The 26230-nt window shown below is 67.0% G+C and carries 23 protein-coding genes; 10 read left to right on the top strand and 13 right to left on the bottom strand.

Annotated features, from left to right (window positions below; translation table 11 throughout):
* Window positions 1–119: 119 nt before the first annotated feature.
* Both AC3WTC_RS05375 and AC3WTC_RS05370 read right to left on the bottom strand, forming a co-directional pair.
* Window positions 120–638, bottom strand: coding sequence for a c-type cytochrome (locus AC3WTC_RS05375; protein WP_025875793.1), 519 nt, complete (start codon window positions 636–638; stop codon window positions 120–122).
* Window positions 639–843: 205 nt separating this feature from the next.
* Window positions 844–1452 carry a TetR/AcrR family transcriptional regulator gene (locus AC3WTC_RS05370; RefSeq protein WP_025875794.1) on the bottom strand — a complete coding sequence of 203 codons (609 nt, stop codon included), beginning with the start codon at window positions 1450–1452 and terminating at the stop codon, window positions 844–846.
* Window positions 1453–1611: 159 nt separating this feature from the next.
* Here AC3WTC_RS05370 and AC3WTC_RS05365 point away from each other — a divergent pair, with 159 nt between their 5' ends.
* From AC3WTC_RS05365 to AC3WTC_RS05350, 4 genes are all read left to right on the top strand, one after another.
* Window positions 1612–2775, top strand: a complete 1164-nt coding sequence (locus AC3WTC_RS05365; RefSeq protein ID WP_492710874.1) for an isovaleryl-CoA dehydrogenase — start codon at window positions 1612–1614, stop codon at window positions 2773–2775.
* A gap of 8 nt (window positions 2776–2783) precedes the next feature.
* Window positions 2784–4394, top strand: coding sequence for a carboxyl transferase domain-containing protein (locus AC3WTC_RS05360; protein ID WP_025875797.1), 1611 nt, complete (start codon window positions 2784–2786; stop codon window positions 4392–4394).
* Between the two features lie 26 nt (window positions 4395–4420).
* Window positions 4421–6403, top strand: coding sequence for an acetyl/propionyl/methylcrotonyl-CoA carboxylase subunit alpha (locus AC3WTC_RS05355; RefSeq protein WP_492710872.1), 1983 nt, complete (start codon window positions 4421–4423; stop codon window positions 6401–6403).
* Between the two features lie 221 nt (window positions 6404–6624).
* Entirely contained in the window at window positions 6625–6939 is a 315-nt protein-coding gene (locus tag AC3WTC_RS05350; protein WP_099786256.1) for an NHLP-related RiPP peptide, read from the top strand.
* A 64-nt stretch (window positions 6940–7003) separates the two neighbouring features.
* Here the strand turns inward: AC3WTC_RS05350 and AC3WTC_RS05345 are convergent, their stop codons facing one another.
* A complete protein-coding gene (locus AC3WTC_RS05345; RefSeq protein WP_099786257.1) occupies window positions 7004–8161 on the bottom strand; it encodes a putative peptide maturation dehydrogenase in 1158 nt (385 codons plus the stop codon).
* Window positions 8162–8308: 147 nt separating this feature from the next.
* Between AC3WTC_RS05345 and AC3WTC_RS05340 the strand changes: the two genes are divergently transcribed.
* Window positions 8309–8605 carry an NHLP-related RiPP peptide gene (locus AC3WTC_RS05340; RefSeq protein ID WP_025875803.1) on the top strand — a complete coding sequence of 99 codons (297 nt, stop codon included), beginning with the start codon at window positions 8309–8311 and terminating at the stop codon, window positions 8603–8605.
* A gap of 7 nt (window positions 8606–8612) precedes the next feature.
* Here the strand turns inward: AC3WTC_RS05340 and AC3WTC_RS05335 are convergent, their stop codons facing one another.
* The 4 genes from AC3WTC_RS05335 to aceB form a co-directional block, all read right to left on the bottom strand.
* Window positions 8613–11108, bottom strand: a complete 2496-nt coding sequence (locus tag AC3WTC_RS05335) for a putative peptide modification system cyclase (protein WP_492710869.1) — start codon at window positions 11106–11108, stop codon at window positions 8613–8615.
* A 15-nt stretch (window positions 11109–11123) separates the two neighbouring features.
* Window positions 11124–12164: a GGDEF domain-containing protein gene (locus tag AC3WTC_RS05330; RefSeq protein WP_025875806.1), complete on the bottom strand. Its 1041-nt coding sequence runs from the start codon at window positions 12162–12164 to the stop codon at window positions 11124–11126.
* A 366-nt stretch (window positions 12165–12530) separates the two neighbouring features.
* The gene (gene aceA / locus AC3WTC_RS05325; protein WP_025875808.1) at window positions 12531–13832 is read right to left on the bottom strand and encodes an isocitrate lyase; all 1302 of its coding nucleotides are present in this window, start codon (window positions 13830–13832) and stop codon (window positions 12531–12533) included.
* A 69-nt stretch (window positions 13833–13901) separates the two neighbouring features.
* Window positions 13902–15524 carry a malate synthase A gene (aceB, locus tag AC3WTC_RS05320; RefSeq protein WP_032978130.1) on the bottom strand — a complete coding sequence of 541 codons (1623 nt, stop codon included), beginning with the start codon at window positions 15522–15524 and terminating at the stop codon, window positions 13902–13904.
* A gap of 109 nt (window positions 15525–15633) precedes the next feature.
* Here aceB and AC3WTC_RS05315 point away from each other — a divergent pair, with 109 nt between their 5' ends.
* Both AC3WTC_RS05315 and AC3WTC_RS05310 read left to right on the top strand, forming a co-directional pair.
* Entirely contained in the window at window positions 15634–16602 is a 969-nt protein-coding gene (locus AC3WTC_RS05315; RefSeq protein ID WP_033832747.1) for a LysR family transcriptional regulator, read from the top strand.
* A 319-nt stretch (window positions 16603–16921) separates the two neighbouring features.
* Window positions 16922–17830 (top strand): LysR family transcriptional regulator, encoded by a 909-nt coding sequence (locus AC3WTC_RS05310; RefSeq protein WP_025875814.1) that lies wholly within the window; start codon window positions 16922–16924, stop codon window positions 17828–17830.
* An 82-nt stretch (window positions 17831–17912) separates the two neighbouring features.
* On the opposite strand, the gene AC3WTC_RS05305 is transcribed toward AC3WTC_RS05310, so the two are convergent.
* On the bottom strand, window positions 17913–19169 hold the full coding sequence (locus AC3WTC_RS05305; protein ID WP_032978124.1) for an MFS transporter: 1257 nt from the start codon (window positions 19167–19169) through the stop codon (window positions 17913–17915).
* Between the two features lie 120 nt (window positions 19170–19289).
* Complete coding sequence (gene lepB / locus AC3WTC_RS05300) at window positions 19290–19916, bottom strand: signal peptidase I (protein ID WP_025875818.1); 627 nt, start codon at window positions 19914–19916, stop codon at window positions 19290–19292.
* A 233-nt stretch (window positions 19917–20149) separates the two neighbouring features.
* Between lepB and AC3WTC_RS05295 the strand changes: the two genes are divergently transcribed.
* Window positions 20150–20551, top strand: a complete 402-nt coding sequence (locus AC3WTC_RS05295; RefSeq protein WP_032978120.1) for a hypothetical protein — start codon at window positions 20150–20152, stop codon at window positions 20549–20551.
* Window positions 20552–20554: 3 nt separating this feature from the next.
* Complete coding sequence (locus AC3WTC_RS05290) at window positions 20555–21001, top strand: hypothetical protein (protein WP_025875822.1); 447 nt, start codon at window positions 20555–20557, stop codon at window positions 20999–21001.
* A 340-nt stretch (window positions 21002–21341) separates the two neighbouring features.
* Here the strand turns inward: AC3WTC_RS05290 and dcp are convergent, their stop codons facing one another.
* From dcp to arfB, 3 genes are all read right to left on the bottom strand, one after another.
* Window positions 21342–23498, bottom strand: coding sequence for a peptidyl-dipeptidase Dcp (dcp, locus tag AC3WTC_RS05285; RefSeq protein WP_492710865.1), 2157 nt, complete (start codon window positions 23496–23498; stop codon window positions 21342–21344).
* A 111-nt stretch (window positions 23499–23609) separates the two neighbouring features.
* Window positions 23610–24212 (bottom strand): lysophospholipid acyltransferase family protein, encoded by a 603-nt coding sequence (locus tag AC3WTC_RS05280; protein WP_025875827.1) that lies wholly within the window; start codon window positions 24210–24212, stop codon window positions 23610–23612.
* 4 nt (window positions 24213–24216) lie between these two features.
* Entirely contained in the window at window positions 24217–24648 is a 432-nt protein-coding gene (gene arfB, locus AC3WTC_RS05275; protein ID WP_025875829.1) for an alternative ribosome rescue aminoacyl-tRNA hydrolase ArfB, read from the bottom strand.
* Between the two features lie 134 nt (window positions 24649–24782).
* Between arfB and AC3WTC_RS05270 the strand changes: the two genes are divergently transcribed.
* Window positions 24783–25301 (top strand): DUF2059 domain-containing protein, encoded by a 519-nt coding sequence (locus AC3WTC_RS05270; protein WP_032978115.1) that lies wholly within the window; start codon window positions 24783–24785, stop codon window positions 25299–25301.
* An 84-nt stretch (window positions 25302–25385) separates the two neighbouring features.
* Here the strand turns inward: AC3WTC_RS05270 and AC3WTC_RS05265 are convergent, their stop codons facing one another.
* Window positions 25386–26123, bottom strand: coding sequence for a pseudouridine synthase (locus AC3WTC_RS05265; RefSeq protein ID WP_025875833.1), 738 nt, complete (start codon window positions 26121–26123; stop codon window positions 25386–25388).
* Between the last annotated feature and the right edge of the window lie 107 nt (window positions 26124–26230).

Here is a 26230-nt window from a genome sequence, read left to right as displayed (position 1 = left end):
TGGCCGGCAACCTCATGACCTTCATGCGATGCGTGGCTGCCGGCCAGCGGCCGGCATTACCAAAGATCATGAGGCTGCCGGCCAGCGGCCGGCACTACCAGCGGACGCGGCGGCGTCCGCTATTTCAGATTGCCCAGCATCCAGTCCACGGTGGCGTGGATCTGCTCCTCGGTGAGCGCCGGGTTGCCGCCCTTGGGCGGCATGATGCCGCCGTCGGGGCCGGTGTAGCCCTCGATGGCGTGCTTGTAGAGGGTGTCCTTGCCCTGCGCCAGGCGCTTGTCCCAGTGCGAGTGGTCCAGCGTCGGCGCCATGCCCACGCCAGTGGTATGGCAGGCGGTGCACAGGTTGTCGAAGATCACCTTGCCGTCCTTGGTACCGCCGTAGGCCACCTGCGAGGCGGCCTTGGCCAGCGCTGCGGCCTTGGCCGCGGCCTGCGCGGCGGCGCCGGTGCTGCCGGCGTATACCGCGCCAGTGGGCGAGATGCGCTGTTCAGTGCGTTTGGCGGCGGTGGGCGACACCTCGGGCGGAATCCGGGTGTGGATGAACGCGGCCAGCAGGATCAGACCGAGGGTGATGGCCATCAACAGCGCGATCACCATGGAGAAGCGTTTCAGGAACTCCAGATCGTAATTCCGCACTCTTCGTTACCCCTGGCTGATAGTCGTTGGACCACGGCTGAGCGACTGCGTGATGGGCCGAGTATAGAACGCACGCCACGCACGACAACAGGCATCACAGCTGGTGCGGCGCAGCATGCGGCCGTGGCCGCGTGCGGGTGGCGCCGGACCGCGCCCGGCGAGCGCGAAGCGCGGCAGAAGCCGCCCGGCATGCGCAACGGCGGCATCACCCTGCGCCAACAGCCCGCAGGCAGAAACTGCAGATGGCCTCGACCAGTGCGTCCTCGTCGCGGTGCGCTTCGCGGCTGGGTGCGGTCGGGCCCACCATCGCTTCGGTGAAGGCACCCACCAGGCAGGCGGCGGCAGCGTGCGCGTCCTGTGCCGGCAGTTCACCGGCCGCCACGCCCTCTTCCACCAGGCGCAGGAACACGTCACCGAAGGCACGGCGGCCGCGCATGCGCTCGGCTTCCACGTCCGGGTCCACCGGTTCGACGATGAAGGCATGGGCCAGGCCCGGGCCGGCCAGGGCACGGCGCACGAAGGCGGTGATGGCCTGGCGCAGGCGCACGCTGGCCGGCTGCGGCGCACTGGCGATGCGCTCCATGATCGCCACCTCATGGGCCACGGCAGCGTTGAGCACTTCCACGAACAGCTCGGCCTTGGACGGGAAGTGGCGGTAGATCAGGCCGGTGGAGACCCCGGCCTGGGTGGCCACGGCGGTTACCGGCGCGTTGCGCCAGCCGCCGGTGGCGACCAGTTCGCGGGTGGCCAGCAGGATCCGTTCACGGGCCCCGGCCAGGCGTTCTTCCATCAATGCTGAGCGTTTGTAGGCCATGTTATGAGTCTGGTTTCAATTTTTGAATTTGTATTCACTTCTTACCCGAACCCCGCTACGCTGGGGTCCAATCGCCCGCGCGGGCCGCTGCTCTGAACAGCCGCCCGCTTCCCCTTCCGGGTGCGTCCATTCCCCACCTTCCCTCGTGGAGCCATCGCAATGCACGTGCCATCCCTGAACTTCGACCTCGGCGAAGATATCGACCTGCTGCGCCAGAGCGTGGCCCATTTTGCCGCTGCCGAGATCGCGCCGCTCGCGGCCGAGGCCGATGCAACCAACCAGTTCCCGTTGGCACTATGGCCCAAGTTGGGCGAACAGGGCCTGCTGGGCCTGACCGTGGAAGAAGAATACGGCGGCACCGGCATGGGCTACCTGGCCCACGTGGTGGCGATGGAAGAAATCTCCCGCGCCTCCGGCGGCATCGCCCTGTCCTACGGCGCGCACTCGAACCTGTGCGTGAACCAGTTGCGCAAGAACGGCACCGAAGCGCAGAAGCAGCGCTTCCTGCCGGACCTGTGCAGCGGCGCCAAGGTCGGCGCGCTGGCGATGAGCGAACCGGGTGCGGGTTCGGACGTGGTGTCGATGAAGCTGCGCGCGGACAAGCGCGGCGACCGCTACGTGCTCAACGGCAACAAGATGTGGATCACCAACGGCCCCGACGCCGACGTGCTGGTGGTGTACGCCAAGACCGATGTCGAAGCCGGCGCCAAGGGCATCACCGCGTTCCTGGTCGAGAAGGGCATGAAGGGTTTCTCCACCGCGCAGAAGCTGGACAAGCTGGGCATGCGCTCCTCGCCCACCTGCGAACTGGTGTTCCAGGACTGCGAGATTCCCGAAGAAAACGTGCTGGGCGCGGTCGGCGGCGGCGTGCGCGTGCTGATGTCCGGCCTGGACTACGAGCGCGTGGTGCTGTCCGGCGGCCCGCTGGGCCTGATGGCTGCAGCCATGGACGTGGTCATGCCGTACGTGCACGAACGCCACCAGTTCGGTGAGCCGATCGGCAGCTTCCAGCTGATCCAGGCCAAGATCGCCGACATGTACGTGGGCCTGGGTGCCTGCCGCGCCTATGCGTATGCCGTGGCGCGCGCCTGCGACCAGGGCCGTACCACCCGCCAGGATGCGGCCGGCGCGATCCTGTACGCCGCCGAGAAGGCAACGTGGCTGACCGGCCAGGCGATCCAGATCCTCGGCGGCAACGGCTACATCAATGAATACCCGACCGGCCGCTTGTGGCGCGACGCCAAGCTGTATGAAATCGGCGCCGGCACCTCGGAGATCCGCCGCATGCTGATCGGCCGCGAACTGTTCCAGCGCACCCTGTAAGGCACCCCATGAGCATCCTAGGCAGCCAGCTGCAACCGGGCAGCGAAACGTTTGAAAGCAACCGCGCGGCGATGCAGGCCGTAGTCGACGACCTGCACGCCACCCTCGCCCGCACCGCCCTGGGTGGAAGCGAGGCGGCGCGGGCCAAGCACACCGCACGCGGCAAGCTGCTGGTGCGTGATCGCATCGATGCGCTGCTCGACCCGGGCAGCGCGTTCCTGGAGATCGCACCGCTGGCCGCGCACGGCATGTACGACGATGCCGTGCCCGCCGCCGGCGTGGTCGCAGGCATTGGCCGGGTGAGCGGCGTGGAGTGCGTGATCGTGGCCAACGATGCCACGGTCAAGGGCGGCACCTATTACCCGGTGACAGTGAAGAAACACCTGCGCGCGCAGGAGATCGCCGAGCAGAACCACCTGCCGTGCATCTACCTGGTCGATTCCGGTGGCGCCTTCCTGCCGCTGCAGGACGAGGTGTTCCCGGACCGCGACCATTTCGGCCGCATCTTCTACAACCAGGCCAATCTCTCCGCGCAGGGCATCCCGCAGATCGCCTGCGTGATGGGCAGCTGCACCGCCGGTGGCGCCTACGTGCCGGCGATGAGCGACGAGACGGTGATCGTGCGCGAGCAGGGCACCATCTTCCTCGGCGGCCCGCCGCTGGTGAAGGCGGCCACCGGTGAAGTGGTGACGGCCGAAGAACTGGGCGGTGCCGACGTGCACACACGCATCTCCGGTGTGGCCGACCACATGGCCGACAACGACCTGCAGGCGTTGGCACGGGTGCGCGCGATCATCGCCCAGCTCAACTGGCGCAAGCCCGAAGCGGCGATGGCGCTGCAGCCGGTGGAAGAACCGCTGCTGCCGGCGCACGAACTGTACGGGGTGATCCCGGCTGATACGCGCAAGCCCTACGACGTGCGCGAAGTGATCGCGCGACTGGTCGACGGCTCGCGCTTTGACGAGTTCAAGCCGCGCTATGGCGCAACGCTGGTCACCGGCTTCGCCCATCTGCACGGCTATCCGGTCGGCATCATCGCCAACAACGGCATCCTGTTCTCCGAGTCCGCGCTGAAGGGCGCGCACTTCATCGAGCTGTGCACCCAGCGCAACATTCCGCTGGTGTTCCTGCAGAACATCACCGGCTTCATGGTCGGCCGCAAATACGAACAGGGTGGCATCGCCAAGGACGGGGCCAAGCTGGTCATGGCGGTGGCCTGCGCCAAGGTACCCAAGTTCACCGTGGTGATCGGTGGTTCGTTCGGTGCCGGTAACTACGGCATGTGCGGCCGTGCGTACTCGCCCAATTTCCTGTGGATGTGGCCGAACGCACGCATCGGCGTGATGGGCGGCGAACAGGCCGCCAGCGTGCTGGCCACGGTCAAGCGTGATGGCATCGAAGCCAAGGGCGGGCAGTGGCCGGGCGAGGAAGAGGATGCGTTCAAGGCACCGATCCGCGACCAGTTCGAGCAGCAGGGCCACCCGTACTACGCCAGTGCGCGCCTGTGGGACGACGGCGTGATCGATCCGGTCGATACCCGCCGGGTACTGGCCCTGGCCCTGTCGGCCAGCCTCAACGCTCCCCCGCAGCAGACGCGCTTCGGCGTGTTCCGCATGTGACCTGTGCCATGACCGAGTCTGTTGCCATGTTCAGCAAAGTCCTGATCGCCAACCGCGGCGAGATCGCCTGCCGCGTCATCGCCACCTGCCGCCGCCTCGGCATCGCCACCGTGGCGGTGTATTCCGATGCCGACCGCAATGCGCGCCACGTGCGGCTGGCCGACGAAGCCATCCACATCGGCCCGGCGGCCGCGCGCGAGAGCTACCTGCGCAGCGATGCCATCCTCGACGCCGCACGCCGCAGCGGCGCGCAGGCCATCCATCCCGGCTACGGCTTCCTGTCCGAGAACGCCGACTTCGCCGACGCCTGCGTGGCGGCCGGCATCGCCTTCATCGGTCCGCCGGCCAGTGCGATCCGCGCGATGGGCGACAAGAGTGCAGCCAAGGCACTGATGGCCAAGGCCGGCGTGCCGTTGACGCCGGGCTACCACGGCGACCAGCAGGCGCCGGAGTTCCTGCGCGCCCAGGCCGACGGCATCGGCTATCCGGTGCTGATCAAGGCCAGCGCCGGCGGCGGCGGCAAAGGCATGCGCAAGGTCGAGCGCAGCGAGGACTTCGTCGATGCGCTGGCCAGCTGCCAGCGCGAGGCGGCCTCGGCGTTCGGCAACGACCACGTGCTGGTCGAGAAGTATGTCGAGCGCCCGCGCCATATCGAAATCCAGGTATTCGGCGGTGGCCAGGGCGAGGCGGTGTATCTGTTCGAGCGCGACTGCTCGGTGCAGCGACGCCACCAGAAGGTGCTGGAAGAAGCGCCGGCCCCGGGCATGAGCGCCGACCGCCGCGCCGCGATGGGCAAGGCCGCCGTCGATGCCGCGCGCGCTGTGGGCTACGTCGGTGCCGGCACGGTGGAGTTCATCGCCGGCCCGGACGGCGATTTCTACTTCATGGAAATGAACACCCGGCTGCAGGTCGAACACCCGGTCACCGAGTTCATCACCGGCACCGACCTGGTGGAGTGGCAGCTGCGCGTGGCCGCTGGTCAGCCGCTGCCCAAGCGCCAGGACGAACTGGCCATCGACGGCCACGCTCTCGAAGCACGCCTGTATGCCGAAGATGCCGACCGCGGCTTCCTGCCCTCCACCGGCACCCTGCGCCGCCTGCGCCTGCCGACCCCGTCGGCCAACGTGCGGGTGGACACTGGTGTGGAAGAAGGCGACAGCATCACCCCGTACTACGACCCGATGATCGCCAAGCTGATCGTCTGGGACGTGGACCGCGACGCCGCGCTGCGGCGCATGCGCCAGTCCCTGGCCGACTGCCAGGTGGTGGGCGTGACCACCAATGCCGGTTTCCTGCGGCGCCTGGTGCAGACCGACTCGTTCGCCAACGCCAAGCTGGATACAGCGCTGATCGAGCGCGAGCAGGCCGCACTGGCGGTCACCGGTGACGGTGAGCAGGCGCTGTGGGAACTGGCAGCGATCGCCGCGGTGGCAAGCACACCTGCCGCTGCCGCCGATGCACGCGACCCGCATTCACCGTGGCAGGCACAGGATGGCTGGCGGCTGGGCGTGCCTGCCGCGCGCTTGGTGCCGCTGCAGCAGGCAGAGCGGGCACACACGCTGAAGGTATGGACCACTGCCGATGGCTGGCGCGTGCAGTGCGGTGACGCAGCGCCGAAACAGGTGGTCGGCCATGCCGATGGCCAGACCCTGTCGGTGCAGATGGACGAGCGTCGTTGGCGGCTGCAGCTGCAGCGCGACGGCGATCAGCTGTACCTGTTCGCCAGCGATGGCCAGCACCGCTTCACCCTGCACGACCCGGTGGGCGAATCCGAGCAGGCCAGCGCCGATGCCGGCAGCCTGCTGGCACCGATGCCCGGCAGGATCGTCGCAACGCTGGTGGCGGCGGGCACGCAGGTCAAGCGCGGCACGCCGCTGGTGGTGCTGGAAGCGATGAAGATGGAGCACACCCTGCAGGCACCGGCCGATGGCACGGTGAAGGGCTATCGGGCCAAGGCCGGCGACCAGGTGGGCGACGGCGCGGTGCTGGTGGATTTCGAAGCAGCGTGATGGAGGGTGGGCCGGGCGCTGCCCGGCCCAGAAATCGTTGGGCGTCTTGCGCCTACGGACCGAGGACGGACTTGCACAGCGTCCTCTCACCTACAGCCTGCAACGCGCTGCCCTCCCGGCACACGCGATGACCTGGTCATTTCAGCAGTTTGCCGCCACCTGATAGGCTTCGTTTGCCGCTCTGCGGTGCATCCATCAATTCGGCTATCACAGGAGTCATCATGTACCGAAAGCCCCCGCTGTCCGCCGAGAACGCCGTACGCCTGCTCGATCTGCTGTGCGACGATGACGCGTTCCGCAATGAATTCTCCGTCGATCCCAGCGCAGCCCTGGTTCGACATGCTCTGCAGCCACTGGCGGGTGGTAGTCCCTGTGCAATCCACGGCGTGCTGGCCAGCAAGGAAGAGTTTTCCGCCGTCCGTTCCCAGCTCGTGGCATCACTGGTGTGCAGTGGTCCCTTCAAAGTCCCCTTCATGTTCGAGTCGGAACAACTGGGATTGGTGTTGGCTCCAGACGCCATGAAACAGGTGGCCTGACGGCGCATCACATGACGAGTCGGACGCGCCTGGCCGCTACGCCAGGCGCGGCTGCTTCAGCGGCCTACCCGCGCCAGACCTGCTGCAGCGGGTCGAATTCACTGGTGACCTGCGCGTCCGCGCGCCACCCCAGGCCGCATATCATCACCGGGCTGGCATCGATGCCATCCAGCCCCAGCGCCTTCTCCACGTCGATCTCGTTGATCGCCGCGGTCACATAAGCGGCCAGTCCAAGCTCGGTGGCTGACAGCATCCATTGTTGCGACAGGTGCCCCGCATCAAGCAGCACCGCCCGGTAGGCCTTTGGATGGTGGCGGTATTTCCAGAAGCTGCGTGGGAAGCGTGCCACCTGGATGAGGTGCAGCGGGGCGTCGGCGAACCAGTCCTGCCCGGAAACAAAACCCAGCATCAAGGTGCGCAGGTCGTCGGTGGCAACGGCGACCGGTCGCAACGCGTGTTCCAGCGGATGGTAGTGATAGACGCCCGGCGCAAGACCGTCGACAGCCAGGGCGACCACATAGGTTTCCAACGGATGCAGGCCGCCGCCGGAAGGAATGTGCTTCTTCAGGAACTCCATGCCATCCCCCGGCCGCAATGCGGCGTGTGCCTGCACGGTCCGCTTGAGTACCTGCGCCAACAGCGGCAGCGCCAACGCGCGCTGCGCGTCGAAGTTTCGGCAGGTTGCACGCTTTCGCAGCAGCTCGTCGCGCGCATCGTCAGGCGTATCGGGCAACATCAAGGGGTCGGTACCGGGCGCATCCACTGCGGCGGGCGGTGCACCGAACCTGGCATGCAGATCCTGCGCCGTGACCAGCTTGTGCTCGCGCATCTCACGCGCGCTGTTGATGCCGCCCCAGCGTCCCATCCGGTGCTGCAACGCCGACAGCGGCCACCAGTTGGCGTCGCGCACGCGCTGGTCGCGGTCACGATGCGAAGCCTCACCTGGCTCCTGGCTGATCACCAGACCGATCTCCAGCAGGCGTGCCAGCGCAGTGCCTTCGAGGCCGACCTGTGCAGGCTCCACCCAACGATCCGGCTCGATGCGGCCCAGCACATCGATTTCCTCGATGCTCACCTCCACGGGTGCGTCCAGATGGGCGGCAAGGGCCTGCCAATGCATGCGTGTTACCAGTCCCGCCTGGCCCTGCAGCAGCAGGGAGAGGTCCAGCGAGACCTCGCTGCGGGGTTCGAACATCACGATAGCGCAACGTCGGATCTGCATCTTTCATCATCCACTAGTGGAAACCGTAGTATGCGGGTTGCCCGCAACGGCCGCGGTACTGTGGAGGCGCTTCTGTGCAATGCACACATCGCCCTAAATGCCGAGCGTTGGTGGCCGATACCGTAAGTTCTACTCTGGATGATCGACATGGCTACCGACCCTCGCCTTTCCGCTGAAGATGCCGGCGTACTGCTGGACAACCTCATCAACGATACAGCCTTCCGCGAACGCTTCGCCGAATCGCCCGCCAAGGCCCTCTCCAGCATCGGTCTGGATGCTGCCTTGGGTGAGAAGGACTGCATGAAGATCGACTCGCTCGCCCCGGTGGAGGAGCTTCGCCGCGTTCGCGACGGCCTGCAGAAACACCTCGCCAGCTCGCTGACCGCGATGAATGTGGTGTTCTGCTTCGAAGCGGGCAAAGTCGACGATTGCATCGGCGGCTGATAGCGGCTCAGGGCGCGCCGCCCGCCTTCACCGGTGCGGCCCAGCTCGATACATCGTGCACGTTCAGCGGCTGCCAGACCTGCATCGCCGAGACTTCGGCAATGGCCTGGCCACGGTGGCGGGCCAGCCATTCCTGCTCGCGGCGCACGCCTGTTTCATCGCTCTGCGCACGTAGCGCCTGCAGCAGTACCACGTGCGCCTGCACCGGCTCGCTGCCATCGAGCATCGGCTCGATCAGGGCCCGCGCAGCGTCCGGCCGTTGCCTCTGCAGTTCGCCCATCGCCGCAACCACGCGCATCCATTTACCGACCATCGGGCTGCGCTGAGCGCGCAGCAGCGCCTCGTTGGCATGCAGCCAGGCTTCGGCAACATCGGTCTGTCCCTGCCGCTGAGCCAGATAGACAAGGGCCAGCCACTGCAGGCTGCGGGCCTGCTGCATGGGATCGTCGCGATCTTCCAGCAGCGGCTGCAGCTGCGCTGCGATGGCCTGCAGTTCGGCTTTGTCGCCCGCCGCGCACAACGTGGTCACGCTGGCGTGCTGCAATCGCTGCTGTACCTGCATGTCCGCAAGCTCAGGTGCCGGTGCGTCCGCGCGCACGGCCGCCTGCATCGACGCGCAATCACCTTGGTCGGCAGCCAGCAGCAGCTGTGCACGCAGCCGCATCCGCTGCGCCAGCGCATCTCCGGTGCGCAGCTTCACAAGCAGCTGGCCGGCCTGTACGTAACGGCGCTGCGCCACAAATACATCGACGCCGGTGTCATCGGGATCATCGCGGCCGCGCAGCCCTTGTGCCTGCATCAGCGTTTCGGCGGCCAGCTGCGGTTGGTTGTGGGCGATCTGGATGCGTGCCAACTGCACCATCGGATACAGCCGCAGCGGATCCTGCGGTACGGACGCCGCATGTGCGTAGGATTCGGCTTCGCTGAAACGATTGTCCTGCAACAGAAGCCAGGACGTATTGGACAGCCCGGCGAAGGAATCGGGATAGACCTTGGCCAGCGTCCGCCATTGCTCCAGGGCCCAGCCGCCCGGTTCCAGTTCTTCCTGCCAGGCCTTCAGGTACAGGCGCTCGCGCGGTGGCAGGCGTTCCTGCTGGGCGAGCGCATGCTGCATCGCCTCGCGGGCCTGCCGCCCTTCTTCGGTGCGGGCCAGCAGCTTGGCCACGCCCATGTAGGCCAGCGCGAAACCGGGATCGATGTCGATCGCAGCCTGGTAGAGATTGCGTGCTTCCTCGAAGCGGCGCTGGCCCAGGGCATTCTCGGCCAGGGCATAGGCGCGCAGAGCACGCAGGTCACGGGTAGAGGCTTTCGGCAGCGGCAAGGACTGCTCCAGGCTGGCCACCGATTCGCCCAGGCCACGGCGCAGACGACCGACGACATCGTCCACCGCGAACATCATCTGGTCGGGGCCGTCGGCGGCGACGGTGAAGCTGCGCACCACCTGCCCGCTGCCGGGGGCCACCACGTCGATTCCCAGCTGATAGCCCCCTGCCTTGGGGCGTACGGTCGGCAGCAGGACCGCTCGAGCGCCTTCGCGCATGGCCACATCGATCGCTGCACCGCGATTCAAGCGGGTATCGCCGGACAAGCGCGCCATTTCCAGGCTTTCGCGGATCTTGCCTTCGGACAGCACATTCACGTAGCGCGACTGTTCCAGTGCGATCAGGATCGCATGGCGTGTCGATTCATCGAACACCGGCTCACCGGTGAAATTTTCAAGGTCGGCCAGCACCACCCAATCGCGCTCTGAGAATGCGATGGCCGGCTCCGGGCGCAGCAGGAACCAGCCCCCCACCACCACAGACGCCAGGATCAGGCTTTCCGCCAGCAACACCACCGGCTGCCGCCACAACGGCAGATCACGCCGTGCCTTGGCGTTGGCGCGCGGCGGGCGCAGCGGAGCAAAGCCGATCTCGCCAACTTCAATCACTTCCTGGACGGTCGGCATGCCTTTGAACCGCCAACGCCCGTGCGACTTCCATAGCAAGCGTGGGCCACGCTCGCCCAAGGCATCCGTGGCGCGTCGGGTCAGTGACTCGGCAACTGCCGACATCAGGATCTGGCCTGGGCGCGCCAGGGTCATCAGGCGCGCGGCCATCGGCTTGGCCAGGCCTTCGACTTCCATCGACTTGGCGCCGACCTTGACCGCTTCGGGACTGTTTTCCCAGGTCAGCACATCACCCACATGCAGGCCCGCTCGTGCGCGCAGCTCGACCCTCCGTTGCTCGCCCAGTGCCTGCAGGTCGCGCTGGTAATCCAGTGCAAACCCGAGCGCATCCACCGGGCGTTCGAACAGCAGGAACAGACCGTCGGAACGGTCGATCAACTGCCCATTCCAGCGATGCTGCAACACCAGCACCAGACGGTCGTGCTCCTGGAAGAGGGTGGCTGCGGCAGCGTCGCCGATACGCTCCACCAGTTGCAGCGAATCACACAGGTCGGTGAACAGCAGCGCCCGCAGCTGGGCGTTATGCGGGGCCGACGTTCCGTTGTCGCCATTCATCGCCAGGATCTCCGCTCAGTGTCCATCCGGGCCATTGGCCCACCGCAGGCAGTTGCCGCCTGCGCGCTTGGCTTGGTACAGCGCACGATCGGCGCGAGCGTACCACTCGCTCCAGTCCGCGTCAGGGGCCAGCAGGCTGGCACCGATGCTGGCCAGGCTGACGTGCGGGGTGCCATGGCTGCGCTCGAGCAGGCCGTGCACCGCGCTGAGGATGAATTCAGCCGCGTGCTGCACGATCTCGACATTGGCCCGGCGCAGGATCAGGCAGAACTCGTCGCCGCCCAGGCGGCAGGCCAGGTCATGTTCGCCGGCCATCGAGCGCAGGATGTTGCCCATGCTCTGCAGCACCCGGTCGCCGGCCTGGTGGCCGTGGCGGTCGTTGATCTGCTTGAAGCGGTCGCAATCGATCAGCAGCAGCGCCTGCGGCGGCCCCTCTTCCTGCGTGCGGCATTCCTGCAGGAACAGGGCCAGGCCACGGCGGTTGTGCAGGCCGGTCAGTTCGTCGGTGCGCACCAGCTCACGCGTGTGGGTCAGCTGGTGGGTGGTGATGTACAGGTTGTCCAGCGCGGCTTCCAGGTCATGGTTGCGCCGCCGCAGTTGGCTGATCAGGGCCTGCTCGTTGGTCAGCACACGCAGGATCGTGCGCCGCAGGAAGTAGGCCACCAGCCCCGGGTCGGACTCGACCAGGCGATGGAAATCAGCCGGTCCCAGCTCCAGCACGTGGCAGTCGGCCATCACCCGCGCGCTGGCGCTGCGCGGGTGGTCGCCCATCAACAGGCCGAGCTCACCGAAGAACTCATGCCGGCCGAGTGTCTTGAGCACCAGGTCCTCGCCGAAATCCAGCTCGATCAGGCCTTCCAGGATGATGTACATGCACTCGCCGCGATGGCCGCGGTGGAACAGCCACTGGCCCGCCTGCAGCCGGCAGGGCTGGGCAAACCGGGCAAACAGGGCGACCTCTTCGTCGGAAAGCAGCGCATGCACGATCTCGGCCATCGCCACCTTGGCGATACCGGTTGTCGTGTCGATGTTCTCGGCCGCACCCCTGCCGGTCATTCCCTGCACCCGCCGCCAGCGTCCCCTGGTGAGCCGCGGAGCATATCAGTGAATCAAACTGTGCGCCGCTTCTCATTTTTGTGAAGACGCGGTGCCCCGCCCTGCATGGCGCAGAGTCGCCCGTTCACCCCCGTTGACTGCGGGGAGAAAGCAAGCCATATCAATAGCTTGCGGTGACCGCGACGCCGATTGTCGCAGCAGCCGCAGATACAACAACGCCGGCAGATCCCCCGATCTGCCGGCGTCGTCTGGCCCTTCCCTGGCCACCCTGATCAGCCCGAGCCCTGGTCGCGCCGGCCGCTGGCCGACAGCATCAAGGACTGCGGGAACACAAAGGGTTGCCGGCCAGCGGCCGGCACGACCAGATCACGCAGCCCGTTCGCTGCGCTCGCCATGGAACTGCTCTTCCTCGGTCGAACCGGTCAGCGCGGTGGTCGAGGACTGCCCCTGCTGGATCGCCTGGGTCACCGCATCGAAGTAGCCGGTGCCGACCTCGCGCTGGTGCTTGACCGCGGTGAAGCCGCGCTCGGCCGCTTCGAACTCGGCCTCCTGCAGCTCCACGAAGGCGCTCATCTGCCGGCGCGCATAGCCGTGGGCCAGATTGAACATGCCGTAGTTCAGCGCGTGGAAACCGGCCAGGGTGATGAACTGGAACTTGTAGCCGTAGCTGCCCAGCTCCTTCTGGAACCTGGCAATGGTGGCGTCGTCCAGGTTCTTCTTCCAGTTGAAGCTGGGCGAGCAGTTGTAGGCCAGCAGCTTGCCGGGGAACTTCGCATGGATCGCCTCGGCGAACTTCCGCGCGAATTCCAGGTCCGGCTTGCCGGTCTCGCACCACACCAGGTCGGCATACGGTGCGTAGGCCAGGCCGCGGCTGATGGCCTGGTCCAGGCCGTTGCGGGTCTTGTAGAAGCCCTCCACGGTGCGCTCGCCGGTGGCGAACGGCTTGTCGTTGCCATCGATGTCGCTGGTCAGCAGATCAGCCGCCTCGGCGTCGGTACGCGCCACCAGCAGGGTCGGCACGCCCAGCACGTCGGCGGCCAGGCGCGCGGCGTTGAGCTTCTCGATCGCCTCGCGGGTCGGCACCAGCACCTTGCCACCCATGTGCCCGCACTTCTTCACCGAGGCCAGCTGGTCTTCGAAGTGCACGCCGGCGGCACCGGCTTCGATCATCGCCTTCATCAGCTCGAAGGCGTTGAGCACGCCGCCGAAACCGGCTTCGGCGTCGGCCACGATCGGCTGCAGGAAGTCGATGTCATCCTTGCCTTCGGCATGGTGCAGCTGGTCAGCACGCAGCAGCGTGTTGTTGATGCGCTTGACCACCGCCGGCACCGAATCGGCCGGGTACAACGACTGGTCCGGGTACATCTGCCCGGCCAGGTTGGCATCGGCCGCCACCTGCCAGCCGGACAGGTAGATCGCCTTCAGCCCGGCCTTCACCTGCTGCATGGCCTGGTTGCCGGTCAGCGCGCCGAGCGCGTTGACGAAGTCGCGCTCATGCAGCGACTTCCACAGCTTTTCCGCGCCCAGCCGGGCCAGCGAATGCTCGATATGGACGGTGCCACGCAGGCGCACCACGTCGGCGGCGCTGTAGTTGCGCTGGATGCCTTCCCAGCGCGGATTGGTGTCCCAGTCGTGCTGGATCTGTTCGGCAGTGGGCAGCGTGCTCATGTCTATCTCCAGTTCGGTTCGTGCGGATGCAGCGGGGAAGGAAGCGGCGGGAAAACCGGCATGCAGCGGTCAGTCGATGCGCGCGTACGCCGGCAGGGTCAGGAAGTCGGTCAGTTCGTTGCTGCGGCTCAACTCGGCCAGCAGGGTGATGGCTTCTTCGATGCGGCCGCCGCCTGGCAGCGCCGAGGTGTCGCCGAGGCGCGCCGGCAGCTGCGCCAGGGTGGTATCGAGCAGCGCCAGATCGATGGCAGTGCCGTCGTCCAGCTGCTGGCCCGGGGTATGCAGCCACTGCCACAGCTGGCTGCGGCTGATCTCGGCGGTGGCCGCATCCTCCATCAGGTGGTGGATCGGCACGCAGCCGTTGCCATCCAGCCATGCAGCCAGGTAGCGCACGCAGACTTCGACATTGCCTTCGAAGCCAGCGCGGGTGATCGTGCCCGGCGGCCGCGCGATCAGTTCATCGCGACCCACGCGCACATCCTGGCGCAGCACGTGATGCTGGTTGGGCGTGGGCATGTGCTCGTCGAAGATCGCCATCGCCACCGGAATCAGCGCCGGATGGGCGACCCACGTGCCATCGTGGCCAGCGCTCACTTCGCGCAGCTTGTCGGCACGCACCCGCGCCATCGCCTGCTCGTTGGCGGCGGCATCGTTGTTGATCGGAATCTGCGCGGCCATGCCGCCCATCGCATGTGCGCCGCGGCGATGGCAGGTCTGGATCAGCAGTTCCGAATACGCCTTCAGGAACGGCTGGGTCATGGTCACCTGGCCTCGCTCGGGCAGCACGCGGTCAGCGTGGCGGCGGAAGGTCTTCAGGTACGAGAAGATGTAATCCCAGCGCCCGCAGTTGAGGCCGACGATGCGATCGCGCAGGGCGTGCAGGATCTCATCCATCTCGAACACTGCCGGCAGCGTTTCGATCAGCACGGTCACCTTGATCTGCCCGTGCGGCAGGCCGAGCATGCCTTCGATGTGCGACAGCGCGGTCTCCCAAAGCGCCGCCTCTTCCATGCTCTGCAGCTTCGGCAGGTAGAAGTACGGGCCGCGGTCCCTGGACTGCAGCGCGCGCGCATTGTGGAAGGCAAAGACCGCCGCATCGAACAGGCCGCCGGCGAGGAACTGGCCATCCACGCGCACATGCTTTTCGTCCAGGTGCCAGCCGCGCGGACGCACGATCAGCACCGCCTGCTCCTCATAAGGGCGCAGTGCGTAGTGCTTGCCATTGGGTGCGGTGTACTGCAGGTCGCCGCGCACCGCAGCGGCCAGCGACTGCTGACCGGCCAGCAGGTTGCGCCAGGTCGGCGAGGTCGAATCCTCGAAGTCGGCCATGAACACCTTGGCGCCGGAGTTCAGCGCGTTGATGACCATCTTCGGGTCGGTCGGGCCGGTGATCTCGACGCGACGGTCCTGCAGCGCGGCCGGCAGCGGCGCCACGGTCCAGTCACCGCTGCGGATCGCGGTGGTGTCCTGGCGGAAGTCCGGCAGGCCGCCCTGGTCGAAGAACGCCTGGCGCTCGCGACGGGCCTGCAGCCGCGCCTGCCGGCCGGGTTCCACTGCCCGGTGCAGGGACACCAGCAGGGCCAGCAACGGCGCCGGCAGCACGGTGGCCTGGCCCGCCACCTGGGTCGCCAGGGCAATGCCCGGCGTGGCCTTGGCGGCGGTGGAGGGAACAGCGGAAGCGACGGCGGACATGGCAGAACTCCAGCGTGGGGGAACGACTCCACCGTGCGGCCGCAGCCCTGTATTTGGCAAAACAGTTTTTGCAATGCTTTACATAACTTGTGCTAATACTTGTGACGCCATGACCACGCGCACCCCGCCAAGCCCTCGTTTTTCCTACAAATCCGATCGGCTGAAGCCGCTTCGCGCGTTCTGCCAGACGGTGCGCCTGGGCTCAGTCTCACGGGCGGCTGAGGCACTTTTCGTCAGCCAACCGGCCATCAGCCTGCAGTTGCAGGCGCTGGAGCGTGAGCTGGGGGTACCGCTGTTCGAGCGCAGCGGCCGGCGCCTGGTGCCCAGTCGCGAGGGCCAGCTGCTGTATGAAATGGCGCAGCCGCTGGTGGAGAGCCTGGACGGTCTGGAAGCGCGCTTCCGCGACAAGGTGCGCGGGCTGGACGCGGGCGAGCTGAACATCGCTGCCAACAGCTCGACCATCCTGTACCTGCTGCCGAAGATCGTCGAACGCTTCCGCCAGCATTACCCCGACGTACGCCTGACCCTGCACAACGCCATCAGCGCCGACGGCACCGACCTGCTGCGCGAGGATGCCGCCGACCTGGCGATCGGCTCGATGACCGATGTACCGGCTGACCTCAGCTATGCGCCGGCCTACCGTTTCGAACAGGTGCTGATCGCCCCGCATGACCATCCGCTGGCCAGCGGTGGCGAGCTGGAACTGGCCGACATCGCCCGTTACCCGCTGGTGCTGCCGCCGAAACGGCAGATCACCTACCGGCTGGTGGACCAGGTGTTCCAGCGTCACCGCATCGCCTACACCGTTGCGCTGGAAGTGGGCGGCTGGGAGGTGATCAAGCAGTACGTGGCGATGGGCATGGGTATTTCCATCGTGCCGGCGCTGTGCCTGAACGATGCTGACCGCGAACGGTTGGCCGCACGGTCGATGAAGCGCTGGTTCCCGGAGCGCAGTTACGGGGTGATCGTGCGGCGTGGCAAGGCGCTGTCGGCGCAGGCGCGGGCGTTCATCGAGCTGATCCAGCCAGAGTTGTTCAGCCCGCGCGATTACGACCAGAGCGGGCATTCGGAGCGGTGAGGGGTTGTCGGCAGGGCTGCGCCCTGCACCTGCCGAATCGACGGCAACGGCAACGGCAACGGCAACAGCGGGGATTCCGTCGGATGGCGGGGCGGTGTGGGTGGGCAGGACACGCCATAAACCCGTCCTTGGGGGCTCGATGGCGCCATCCATGGCGCCAACGGCCCTGCCCACCCACACCGCCCCACCTCTGACAGATTTCCGCGATCTGTCGGAACGGCATGGCCTGCTCTTGGTGGGTGTCGACCTTGGTCGACACGGTTGATCCACGTCATGCGTGGATGACGATTCCCGGCGTCGGGCTGGATAGACTGCATCCATGTCCATCGAACTTCGCCACCTGCGCTACTTCCTTGCCGTTGCCGATACCCTGCACTTCGGCCAGGCGGCCGAGCGGTTGGGGATGTCGCAGCCGCCGCTCAGCCAGCAGATCCGGCAGCTGGAGGAACTGATCGGTGCGCGCCTGTTCGTGCGCAGCCATCGGCGTGTGCAGCTGACCGCTGCAGGGGAACTGCTGCAGGAACGTGCGCGCAGCATCGTGCAGCAGGTGGAATCGGCGGTGGATGAAGTGCAGCGCGCGCAGCGTGGCGAGCAGGGTGAGCTGCGTATCGGCCTGACCCGGGCCACGCCGTTGTCACCGCAGATTCCGCGTTCGATCCTGCAGTACCGCCAGCAGTATCCGCAGGTGCGGCTGCAGTTGAGCGAGATGAACACCCTGCAGCAGATCGATGCGCTGCTCGATGGCAGCCTGGATGTGGGCATCATCCGCAAGCGCACGCTGCCGGCCGAGCTGGTGGCGCACAGCCTGTTCGTCGATCCGCTGGCGTTGATCGTGCATGCCGACCACCCTGCCCTGCGTCGACTGTCGAAAGGCGGGACGCTGGCGTTGCGTGATCTGGCGCAGGAACCGTTCGTGGCATTCCGCCGCAGCGCCGGGGCGGGCATCCATGACCACATGATCGCGCTGTGCGCGGCAGCGGGTTTCACCCCGCGCATCGTGCAGGAAGCCGGTGAGGCTTCAACGCTGATCAGCCTGGCCGCTGCGGGACTGGGTGCCGCGATCCTGCCTTCGTCGTGCGACCACATCAGGGTGGAAGGTGCGCGCTTCGTGCCGCTGGCCGATGCCGGCGCGCATTCGGAAGTGCAATTGGCGTGGCGCCGCGAGGGGGTGACGCCGTTGATCCGCAATTTCGCCGGGCTGCTGCGCGACGCGTTTGCGGAGGGGTGAGGTGCATCGCGCCCGGTAGTGGCCAACCTTGGTTGGCCCAGGGCCACAACGCCGACCAAGGTCGGCATCTACCAGGGCAGGATCAGGCGGTCACCGGCTGCGGCGCGCGCTGCTGCAGCGCCCATACGATGCCACCTCCGATCAGGGTCAGCAGCGCGGCGAACGCGCACACGCCCAGCCAGTCCCACGCGGCATAGGCCAGACCACCCACGCCGCCCAGCACGCTCGAGCCCAGGTAATAGGCAAACAGGTACAGCGCCGACGCTTCCGCACGCATCGAACCAGCACGACTGCCGACCCAGCTGCTGGCCACCGAATGGCCACCGAAGAAACCGAAGGTCACCAGCGCGATGCCCACTGCCATCGCCGGCAGCCACGGCATCGCCAGCAGCACGATGCCGGCGGCGATCAGGCCGAAGGAGATCGCCAGGATGCGACCGCGCCCATGGCGCGTGGCCTGCTGGCCCATCCACGCCGAACTGAAGGTCCCGACCAGATACACGCTGAAGATCAACCCGACCACGGTCTGGCTGAGGTGGTACGGCGGCGCCAGCAGGTGGTAACCGAGGTAGTTGTAGAGGGTGACGAACACACCCATCAGCACGAACGAGGTGGCGAACAGCCACGGCAGGCCGGGATCGGCAAACAGCGTGCGCCAGCGCGCGGGCAGCTGGCGCAGGCCACTGCGACTGGCCTGGAAGTGGCGCGACGGTGGCAGCTGCAGCCACAGCAGCACGGTGCTGGCGATGGCGATGATCGAGACCACGCCGATGCCCCAGCGCCAGCCCCAGTGGTCGGCGATGATGCCGGCCAGCAGGCGCCCGCTCATGCCACCGATGGCGTTGCCGCCGATGTACAGGCCCATCGCCAGGCCCAGCGCGCGGCTGTCCATCTCTTCCACCAGGTAGGTCATCGCCACCGCCGGCACGCCGCTCAATGCCAGCCCCAACAGGGTGCGCAGCACCAGCAGGGTGGCCCAGTCGTCGACCAGTGCGGTGCACAGCGACAGCGTGGCCGAGGCCAGCAACGCAACGATCATCAGCGGGCGCCGGCCGACCGCATCGGACAGCAGGCCCGCCAGCAGCATGGCCACGGCCAGGGTGCCGGTGGTCAGCGACAGCGACATCGCGCTGCCGGCAGCAGACACACCGAAGTGGCGACTGAACTCGGGCAGCAGTGGCTGCACCGTGTACAGCAGGCCAAAGGTCGAAAAGCCAGCCAGGAACAGCGCCAGCGCGGTGCGGCGGAAGGCCGGCGTTCCCTGCTGGATGCGGGTGTCGACGGGAGCGTGGTCAGTACGGGGACGGTCGGCGAGGGCCGCCGGGGTATCGCCAGTCATGGGAGCGGTGGGCCGTGGGGGCGGCCGGATTGGAGGGGACGGGTCCCAGACTAGGCCCGTCCATCCAGTCGATCCATAACCTGATAGGTCATGATTGATACTTCTGGCATATCGATAAGCTTACAGCCGCTGCCACTCGAAGCCGTCGCCACGGCGGTAGTACACCGCCACTGCGCGGCCATAGATCTTGTCCGCATCGACGAAGCCGAAGAAGCGACCGTCGAAGCTGTTGCCACGATGGTCGCCCAGCACCAGCACCTTGCCGGCGGGCACCTGCAGATCCGCGATGTCCGGGCCACCGCCGCTGTCCAGATCGAGGCTGGCGCGGCGCTCTCCGAAAGCTTCGGTGTCGGCCAGGTCGGCGATCTGCAGCGGCTGGCCGTTGATGCTCAGGTGGCCATCGCGCAGCTGCACGTGGTCGCCGGCCACGGCGGCGACGCGCTTGATCAGGCGGGTGCCGTCGGCCGGTGAATCGAACACGGCCACCTCACCCCGCTGCGGCGTGCCGGTAGCCAGCAGCTCCTGGCTGGTGAACGGCAGGCGCAGGCCGTAGGCGCGCATGTCCACCACCACCCGGTCACCCGGTTGCAGCGTCGGCTGCATCGAACCGCTGGGCACGACATAGTGGTTGGCGAGGGTGTCGCGGGCGGCAGCGAGCAGGCCCAGCATCACCAGCAGCGGCAGTGCCTCCTTCTTCAGCCAGGTGAGCGCGCGCTCTGGGAACGGCGGACGGGCTACAGCATCCATGTCAGGCTCCGGGTGGTGGGTGGGCATCAGACCGCAAGGGCAGGCGTGAGGTTCCCGCGCATCATGCCGGTCTCCATGCCCGTGCCGATCAACGGTCGGCAGCCACCGGGTGCATTCCGGCCGGACGTTATGAAGGTTTTACGCCCGGGCCGGGCACTGGGCATCGCACCTTTACGGCCCCCACGCGCATCGTGTGCCTACCGCGCCGCAGGGCGCTTTGCGCAAGGTGTTGTATGACCCTCCTGGTGATCCGGCATGCGTCGCCGTCGGTGCCGCGTCCGCTGCTGCCGGCCGAGTTGTCCGGCCATCCGGTGCTGTGCACCGACTGCGCCAGCCTGGCCGATGTGCGCCAGTGTCTGTGCCAGCCGCAGGCGCGCACCGCGGACTGGGTGCTGCTTGATGTCGGCGTCGCCGACGAGGCGCAATGGTGTGCCGAGGGCGGTGCGCTGCAGGCGGCGCTGGACGGTCTGCCGGCGGAGTACATCGAACTGCAGTCGCCGCACCAGCCCGGTCTGGAAGCGCGCCTGCGCCTGCAGCACGGCCCGGCCGCCGTGGTGGTCGACCAGCGCAGCCAGCAGGCGGGTTATCCGCTGTCATTGGCCATCGTCAGCCGTCGCCTGGCACGGGAGGGCTGAGCCATGTCGATCTTCATCATCCGTGGCCCGGAAGCGGCGGGCGCATTGATCCGCACCGCCGCGCCGCTGCCGGCGCCGGTACTGAAATCACTGGTGCACCGTGCGATCGATGCGGGCACCAGCGTGGCGATCCGCGCCTGCGGTTCGGAGCAGGAACTGCTGGACGCGCTGCGCGTGGCCGACCACAGCCGTGGCGAGGTGACGCTGCTGGATCCGGGCGCATGTGCCGACAGCCTGCGCCTGCAGCGGCTGCTGCCCTACCTGCACAACGCGTACGTGGAAGTGCATGACGATGGCGCCGTGGCCGAGCCGTGCCTGCCGGCCGGTGTTGGCCAGCGCCTGGGCATCGCCGCCGGGTACGGCGCGCAGAGCTATGTACTGGCGCTGGATATCGCGCTGGATCACTTGGGGTTGGCCGAGCAGGCGAACCGGGTGCATGTAGGGACGTGATGGCCGGGCTGCGGCCGGCACCCGGTAGTGCCGGCCCCTGGCCGGCAACCTCAACAGCCAAAGCCGGTTTCCTGGGGGATGGCGGGGTGGGTCCGGTTGCGGGGGACGCTGCAAGTACGTCCATGTAAGCTCGATCGCGCCATCCATGGCGCTCACGCCCCCGCAACCGGCCCCACCCCGCCTTCGACACATTTCCGCGACCTGTCGGAATGGCATGGCCTGCTCTTGATGGGTGTCGATCTTGGTCGACACATGGATCCACGCCATGTGTGGATGAGCGACACAACGAAAAACGGCGGGGTTGCCCCCGCCGTTTTGTTTTTCGTACTTCAGGCCGCGCTTACTTCAGGCCGCGGAACTTCAGCAGCGGCTCCACCGACGGGTCCTTGCCGCGGAAATCGCGGTACAGGGTCGACAGCTCCATGCTGTTGCCGCGCGAGAGGATCTTGTCGCGGAATTCCTGGCCGTTGGCGGCGGTCAGGCCACCGTGTTCGGTGAACCACTGGTAGGCGTCATGGTCCAGCACTTCCGCCCAGAAGTAGGCGTAGTAGCCGGCCGAGTAACCGCCACCCCAGATGTGGTCGAAGTAGGTGGTGCGGTAACGCGGCGGCACCTGCGGCAGATCGACCTTGAACTTCTTCAGCGCGCTCGCTTCGAAGGCGCCGACATCCTGTAGCGGGGCATCGGCCTTCTGCGTGTGCCAGGCCAGGTCGAGCAGTGCCGCCGACAGGTACTCGGTGGTCGCATAGCCCTGGTTGAAGCTGCGCGCCTTGAGGATCTTGTCGACCAGTTCCTGCGGCATCGCTTCGCCGGTCTTGTAGTGCTTGGCGTAGTTGGCGAACACCTTCGGGTCCAGCGCCCAGTGCTCGTTGAACTGCGACGGGAACTCGACGAAATCGCGCGAGGTGGCGGTACCGGCGATCGACGGGTACTTCACGTTCGAGAACATGCCGTGCAGTGCATGGCCGAACTCATGGAACATCGTGGTGACGTCGTCGAAGCTGATCAGCGCAGGCTGGCCGGCGGCCGGCTTGGTGAAGTTGCAGACGTTGTAGACCACCGGCTTGGCACCGGTGAGGCCGTCCTGTTCGACGAACACGTCCATCCAGGCGCCACCGGACTTGCTGTCACGCTTGAAGTAGTCGGTGTAGAACAGGGCCAGCGAGGTGCCGTCCTTGTCGAACACTTCGTACACCTTCATGTCCGGGTTGTAGGTCGGAATGTCGGTGCGCGGCTTGAAGGTGATGCCGTACAGCTGGGTGGCGGCGTAGAAGACGCCGTTCTGCAGCACGTTGTCCAGCTCGAAGTACGGCTTGATCTGCGACTCGTCCAGATCGTACTTGGCCTTGCGCACCTGCTCGGCGTAGAAATCCCAATCCGAGGCGGCCACCTGGAAACCACCCTTCTGGGCGTCGATCACCTTCTGGATCTCACCGGCTTCGGCACGCGCCTTGGCGGTGGCGGCAGGCACGGTGTCGGTCAGCAGCTTCAGTGCGGCCGCCGGGGTCTTGGCCATCTGGTCGCCCAGCTGGTAGTCGGCGAAGGTGTCGAAGCCGAGCAGCTTGGCCTTCTGCGCACGCAGCTGGGCCAGGCGCTGCACGGTCTGCCGGGTGTCGTTGGCATCGCCACGCTCGGCACGGGTTTCCGAAGCCTTCAGCACGGCGGCGCGCTGGTCGCGGTCGGTCAGCGAACCGAGCACCGGCTGCTGGGTGGTGTTCTGCAGCGGCAGCAGGAACTTGCCATCCAGCTTGCGGTCCTTGGCGGCGGCGGCGGCATTGTTGACCGCGCCCTCGTCCAGGCCGGCCAGCTTGGCCTTGTCGTCCACCACGACCGCAGCAGCGGCGGTTGCAGCCACCAGGCGGGTGTGGAACTGGGTGGACAGCGTGGTTTCTTCCACGTTGAGCTTGCGCAGGCTCGCCTTGTCGGCGTCGGACAGCTGCGCGCCGGCGCGCACCAGGCCGTCGTAGTAGTGCTCGACCAGGCGCTTCTGCACCGGATCCAGGCCCAGCGTCTCGCGCTGGTCGTACAGCGACTTCACGCGCGCGAACAGCTTCGGATCGAGGTTGATCTCGTCCTGGTGCGCGGCCAGCTTCGGCGCCACTTCTTCCTGGATCTTCTGGCGGGCATCGTTGGTGTCGGCCTGGACCAGGCCGAAGAAGATGCGCGACACGCGGGTCAGGGTCTCGCCGCTGCGCTCCATCGCCACGATGGTGTTGTCGAAGGTGGCCGGCTCGGCGCTGTCGGCGATCTTGCGCACGTCGGCCAGATGCTGGCGCATGCCTTCTTCGAACGCCGGCAGGTAATCGCTGTCCTTGATCTTGTCGAACGGCGGTGCCTGGAACGGCAGGCTGCTGGCGGTCAGCAGCGGATTGGTGGAGGCTTCGGCCGGCTGCTGGGCCGGTGCATTCTGGGCTTCGGACACGGGGGTGGACTCCTTGCCGGAACAGGCCGCCAGCGCCAGGCTGATGGCGGCGGCCAGGACTACGGTACGCGACATGTAAAACGCTCCTTGGGCAGACGGTACGGGATGGCAGCCGTCCACCCTACTCCTGTCACGGGCGCCCGGCATGTGCCGGACGTGGCGTCTACGCTGCCGGCGGCGGCTGGCTCAGACCGTGCCGCGGGTCTTGCCGATCCAGGGCCGGTAGAACTCGCGGATGGTCGCCATGTCTGCGGCATCATCGCCGGTCGGCGTGAACAGCGGGCCGATGCCGATGGTCTTTTCCGGGTAGTGGAAATACGCGGCCAGGATCGGCACGTCGGCCATCCGCGCAATCTTCAGGAAGCCGGCCTTCCAGTCCTTCACGGCCTTGCGGGTGCCCTCGGGGGTGATGGCGAACCACATCTTCTCGTTGTTGCGCAGCAGGTCCACGGCCTGGCCGACAGTGCCCTGCGGCGAGCTGCGATCCAGCGGGATCACGCCCAGCTTGTGCAGCAGCGGGCCCAGTGGCCACCAGAACAGCGAGGCCTTGCCCAGCACCTTCACTTTCATGCCCAGTGCGATCTTGGCGGCCATGCCCCACAGCCCGTCCCAGTTGGACGAATGCGGAGCGATGATGAAGACCAGCCTGGGAACGTTCGGCAGCGTGCCGGTCACTTTCCAGCCGCCCATGCGCAGCGTGCAGCGCGCCAGCCAGCGCAGGAAACGGTTGGGCTTGACCTGCGGCATGTTCGGCGGAATGGCCGGCAGCAACGGCGTCGGGTTGTTCAAGCAATCACTCCCAGTCACGTGATGAGCGCCCGCGCTTGATCTGCGCGCGCCCGCGTTTGGCGTCCAGACGACGCAGTTTCGACCCGAAGGTCGGCTTGGTGGCCTTGCGTGGTTTGGGCACGCTCAGCCCGGCCTGGATGAAGGCCGCCAGCCGCTCGCGCGCATCCTCGCGATTGCGATCCTGGGTGCGGAAACGCTGCGCGTCGATGACCAGCACGCCTTCGCCGGTCATGCGCCGGTCGCGCCGCGCCAACAGGCGCTCGCGTAGCGGCTCGGGCAACGAGGGCGAACCGGCCACGTCGAAACGCAGTTCCACCGCGGTGGAGACCTTGTTGACGTTCTGGCCGCCGGCACCACTGGCACGCACGAAACGCTCGACGATTTCGCCGTCGGGGATTTCAAGCTGCGCGCTGATGATGACCGGTCCACTGCCCATCCGCGCATTGTAGCGGCAGCCGCGTTGCCGTGGCTGCCATCACGCCCCGTATGCCGCCGATCAGGCACCGAACACGCCGCCTTCGCCTTTGCCGGGGGTATGCTTGCCATCCCGTGTACTGCAGGACGCTCCGCATGATCCGCTTCGTTCCCTCCCTGTTGCGCCGCGCGACCCTGCTGCTGGTGCTGGCCGCAGCAAGCGCGCCGGTGCTGGCCGCAGCCCCCACCGATGGCGACATCAACCGCCTGCTGTCGGCCTCGCGTGCGCAGAGCATGATCGACACCATGCTGCCGCAGATCGAAGCGATGCAGCAGCAGCAGTTCCAGCAGGTCGCCGCACAGCGCAAGCTCAACGCCCAGCAGCAGGAACAGCTGCAGCGCATCCAGGCCCGTACCAGCCAGACCCTGCGCCAGGCACTGTCGTGGCAGCAGCTGCGGCCGATGTACGTGGACCTGTACAAGAAGACCTTCAGCAAGGAAGACGTGCTGGCCATGGCCGAGTTCTACGAGAGCCCGGCCGGCCAGAGCCTGCTCGACAAGACCCCGGCGCTGATGCAGAACGTGATGGTGGCGATCCAGACGCGCATGCAGCCGCTGTTCGCCGATCTGCAGAAGGATCTGGAAGCGATCGTCAACGAGCCGGAAAAGAAGTAAGACGGTAGCGCCGGGCCATGCCCGGCGAGCGCGAAGCGCGGCCGTTTCTTCGCAGAAGCCGCCGGGCATGGCCCGGCGCTACCGCTACGGAGCCTGCCAGCCGAACAGGTCCAGCGCCTTCTGGAATTCACCGTCGACCGGCGCGCGCACATCCACCGTGCCACCATCCGGATGCGGAAAGCGCAGGCGCTCGGCGTGCAGCAGCATGCGGTGCACACCCTGCATGCGGAAGTTGCGGTTGTGCCGGCCATCACCATGGCTGGTATCACCGATCAGGTGATGTGACAGGTGCTTGAGATGGCGGCGGATCTGCCGGAAGCGCCCGGTCAGCGGCTGGCAGCGCAGCAGTGCATAGCGCGAGCTGGTGAACTCGCCCACCGGTACCGACAGTTCGCCGGTAGCCAGGCGCTGGAAGTCGGTGACCGCCGGCTTCTTCACCGGCTTGCCGGGACCGCCATCCAGATCGTGGTCGACCTGCCAGGCCTCCTCGGCCGGCCAGCCGCGGCAGATGGCCAGGTAATCCTTGCTCACCTCGCCGCCCATCAACGACTTGCCCAGCGCACTGGCCGTATCACGGTCGAAGGCCAGCAACAGGCAGCCGCTGGTGGCGCGATCCAGGCGATGGACCAGGAAGATCGGCCGGCCCAGCTGCTCGCGCAGGCGATCGGCGAGGAAATCATCTTCGCCACGGGCCAGCTTGCTGTCATGGACCATCAGCCCGGCCGGCTTGTTGACCACGGCCAGTCGTTCATCCAGGTGCAGCAGCTGCAGGGGCGCGGTTTCAGTCTCGACCGCGGCGAGGGTGTCAGGTTCGGTACTCACCGCGCGATTATCCGGATGACGCGCTGAACAGGGTAGTGCGGGGGGGGGGGGGGGGGGGGGGGGGGGGGGGGGGGGGGGGGGGGGGGGGGGGGGGGGGGGGGGGGGGG

The sequence above is a fragment of the Stenotrophomonas sp. FW305-C-20-S1 genome (assembly GCF_058783335.1).
The sequence above is the reverse complement of the archived record's forward strand: the minus strand, read 5'-3'. Positions and strand labels throughout refer to the sequence as shown.

Coding starts and splice junctions, on each gene's coding strand:
- AC3WTC_RS05270 (WP_032978115.1), top strand. CDS start 24,783: ATGATCCGCTTCGTTCCCTCCCTGTTGCGCCGCGCGACCCTGCTGCTG.
- AC3WTC_RS05335 (WP_492710869.1), bottom strand. CDS start 11,108: ATGAATGGCGACAACGGAACGTCGGCCCCGCATAACGCCCAGCTGCGG.
- AC3WTC_RS05330 (WP_025875806.1), bottom strand. CDS start 12,164: ATGACCGGCAGGGGTGCGGCCGAGAACATCGACACGACAACCGGTATC.
- aceB (WP_032978130.1), bottom strand. CDS start 15,524: ATGTCCGCCGTCGCTTCCGCTGTTCCCTCCACCGCCGCCAAGGCCACG.
- AC3WTC_RS05315 (WP_033832747.1), top strand. CDS start 15,634: ATGACCACGCGCACCCCGCCAAGCCCTCGTTTTTCCTACAAATCCGAT.
- dcp (WP_492710865.1), bottom strand. CDS start 23,498: ATGTCGCGTACCGTAGTCCTGGCCGCCGCCATCAGCCTGGCGCTGGCG.
- AC3WTC_RS05350 (WP_099786256.1), top strand. CDS start 6,625: ATGTACCGAAAGCCCCCGCTGTCCGCCGAGAACGCCGTACGCCTGCTC.
- AC3WTC_RS05290 (WP_025875822.1), top strand. CDS start 20,555: ATGTCGATCTTCATCATCCGTGGCCCGGAAGCGGCGGGCGCATTGATC.
- AC3WTC_RS05340 (WP_025875803.1), top strand. CDS start 8,309: ATGGCTACCGACCCTCGCCTTTCCGCTGAAGATGCCGGCGTACTGCTG.
- AC3WTC_RS05310 (WP_025875814.1), top strand. CDS start 16,922: ATGTCCATCGAACTTCGCCACCTGCGCTACTTCCTTGCCGTTGCCGAT.
- aceA (WP_025875808.1), bottom strand. CDS start 13,832: ATGAGCACGCTGCCCACTGCCGAACAGATCCAGCACGACTGGGACACC.
- AC3WTC_RS05305 (WP_032978124.1), bottom strand. CDS start 19,169: ATGACTGGCGATACCCCGGCGGCCCTCGCCGACCGTCCCCGTACTGAC.
- AC3WTC_RS05370 (WP_025875794.1), bottom strand. CDS start 1,452: ATGGCCTACAAACGCTCAGCATTGATGGAAGAACGCCTGGCCGGGGCC.
- AC3WTC_RS05360 (WP_025875797.1), top strand. CDS start 2,784: ATGAGCATCCTAGGCAGCCAGCTGCAACCGGGCAGCGAAACGTTTGAA.
- AC3WTC_RS05355 (WP_492710872.1), top strand. CDS start 4,421: ATGTTCAGCAAAGTCCTGATCGCCAACCGCGGCGAGATCGCCTGCCGC.
- AC3WTC_RS05345 (WP_099786257.1), bottom strand. CDS start 8,161: ATGCAGATCCGACGTTGCGCTATCGTGATGTTCGAACCCCGCAGCGAG.
- AC3WTC_RS05295 (WP_032978120.1), top strand. CDS start 20,150: ATGACCCTCCTGGTGATCCGGCATGCGTCGCCGTCGGTGCCGCGTCCG.
- arfB (WP_025875829.1), bottom strand. CDS start 24,648: ATGGGCAGTGGACCGGTCATCATCAGCGCGCAGCTTGAAATCCCCGAC.
- AC3WTC_RS05365 (WP_492710874.1), top strand. CDS start 1,612: ATGCACGTGCCATCCCTGAACTTCGACCTCGGCGAAGATATCGACCTG.
- lepB (WP_025875818.1), bottom strand. CDS start 19,916: ATGGATGCTGTAGCCCGTCCGCCGTTCCCAGAGCGCGCGCTCACCTGG.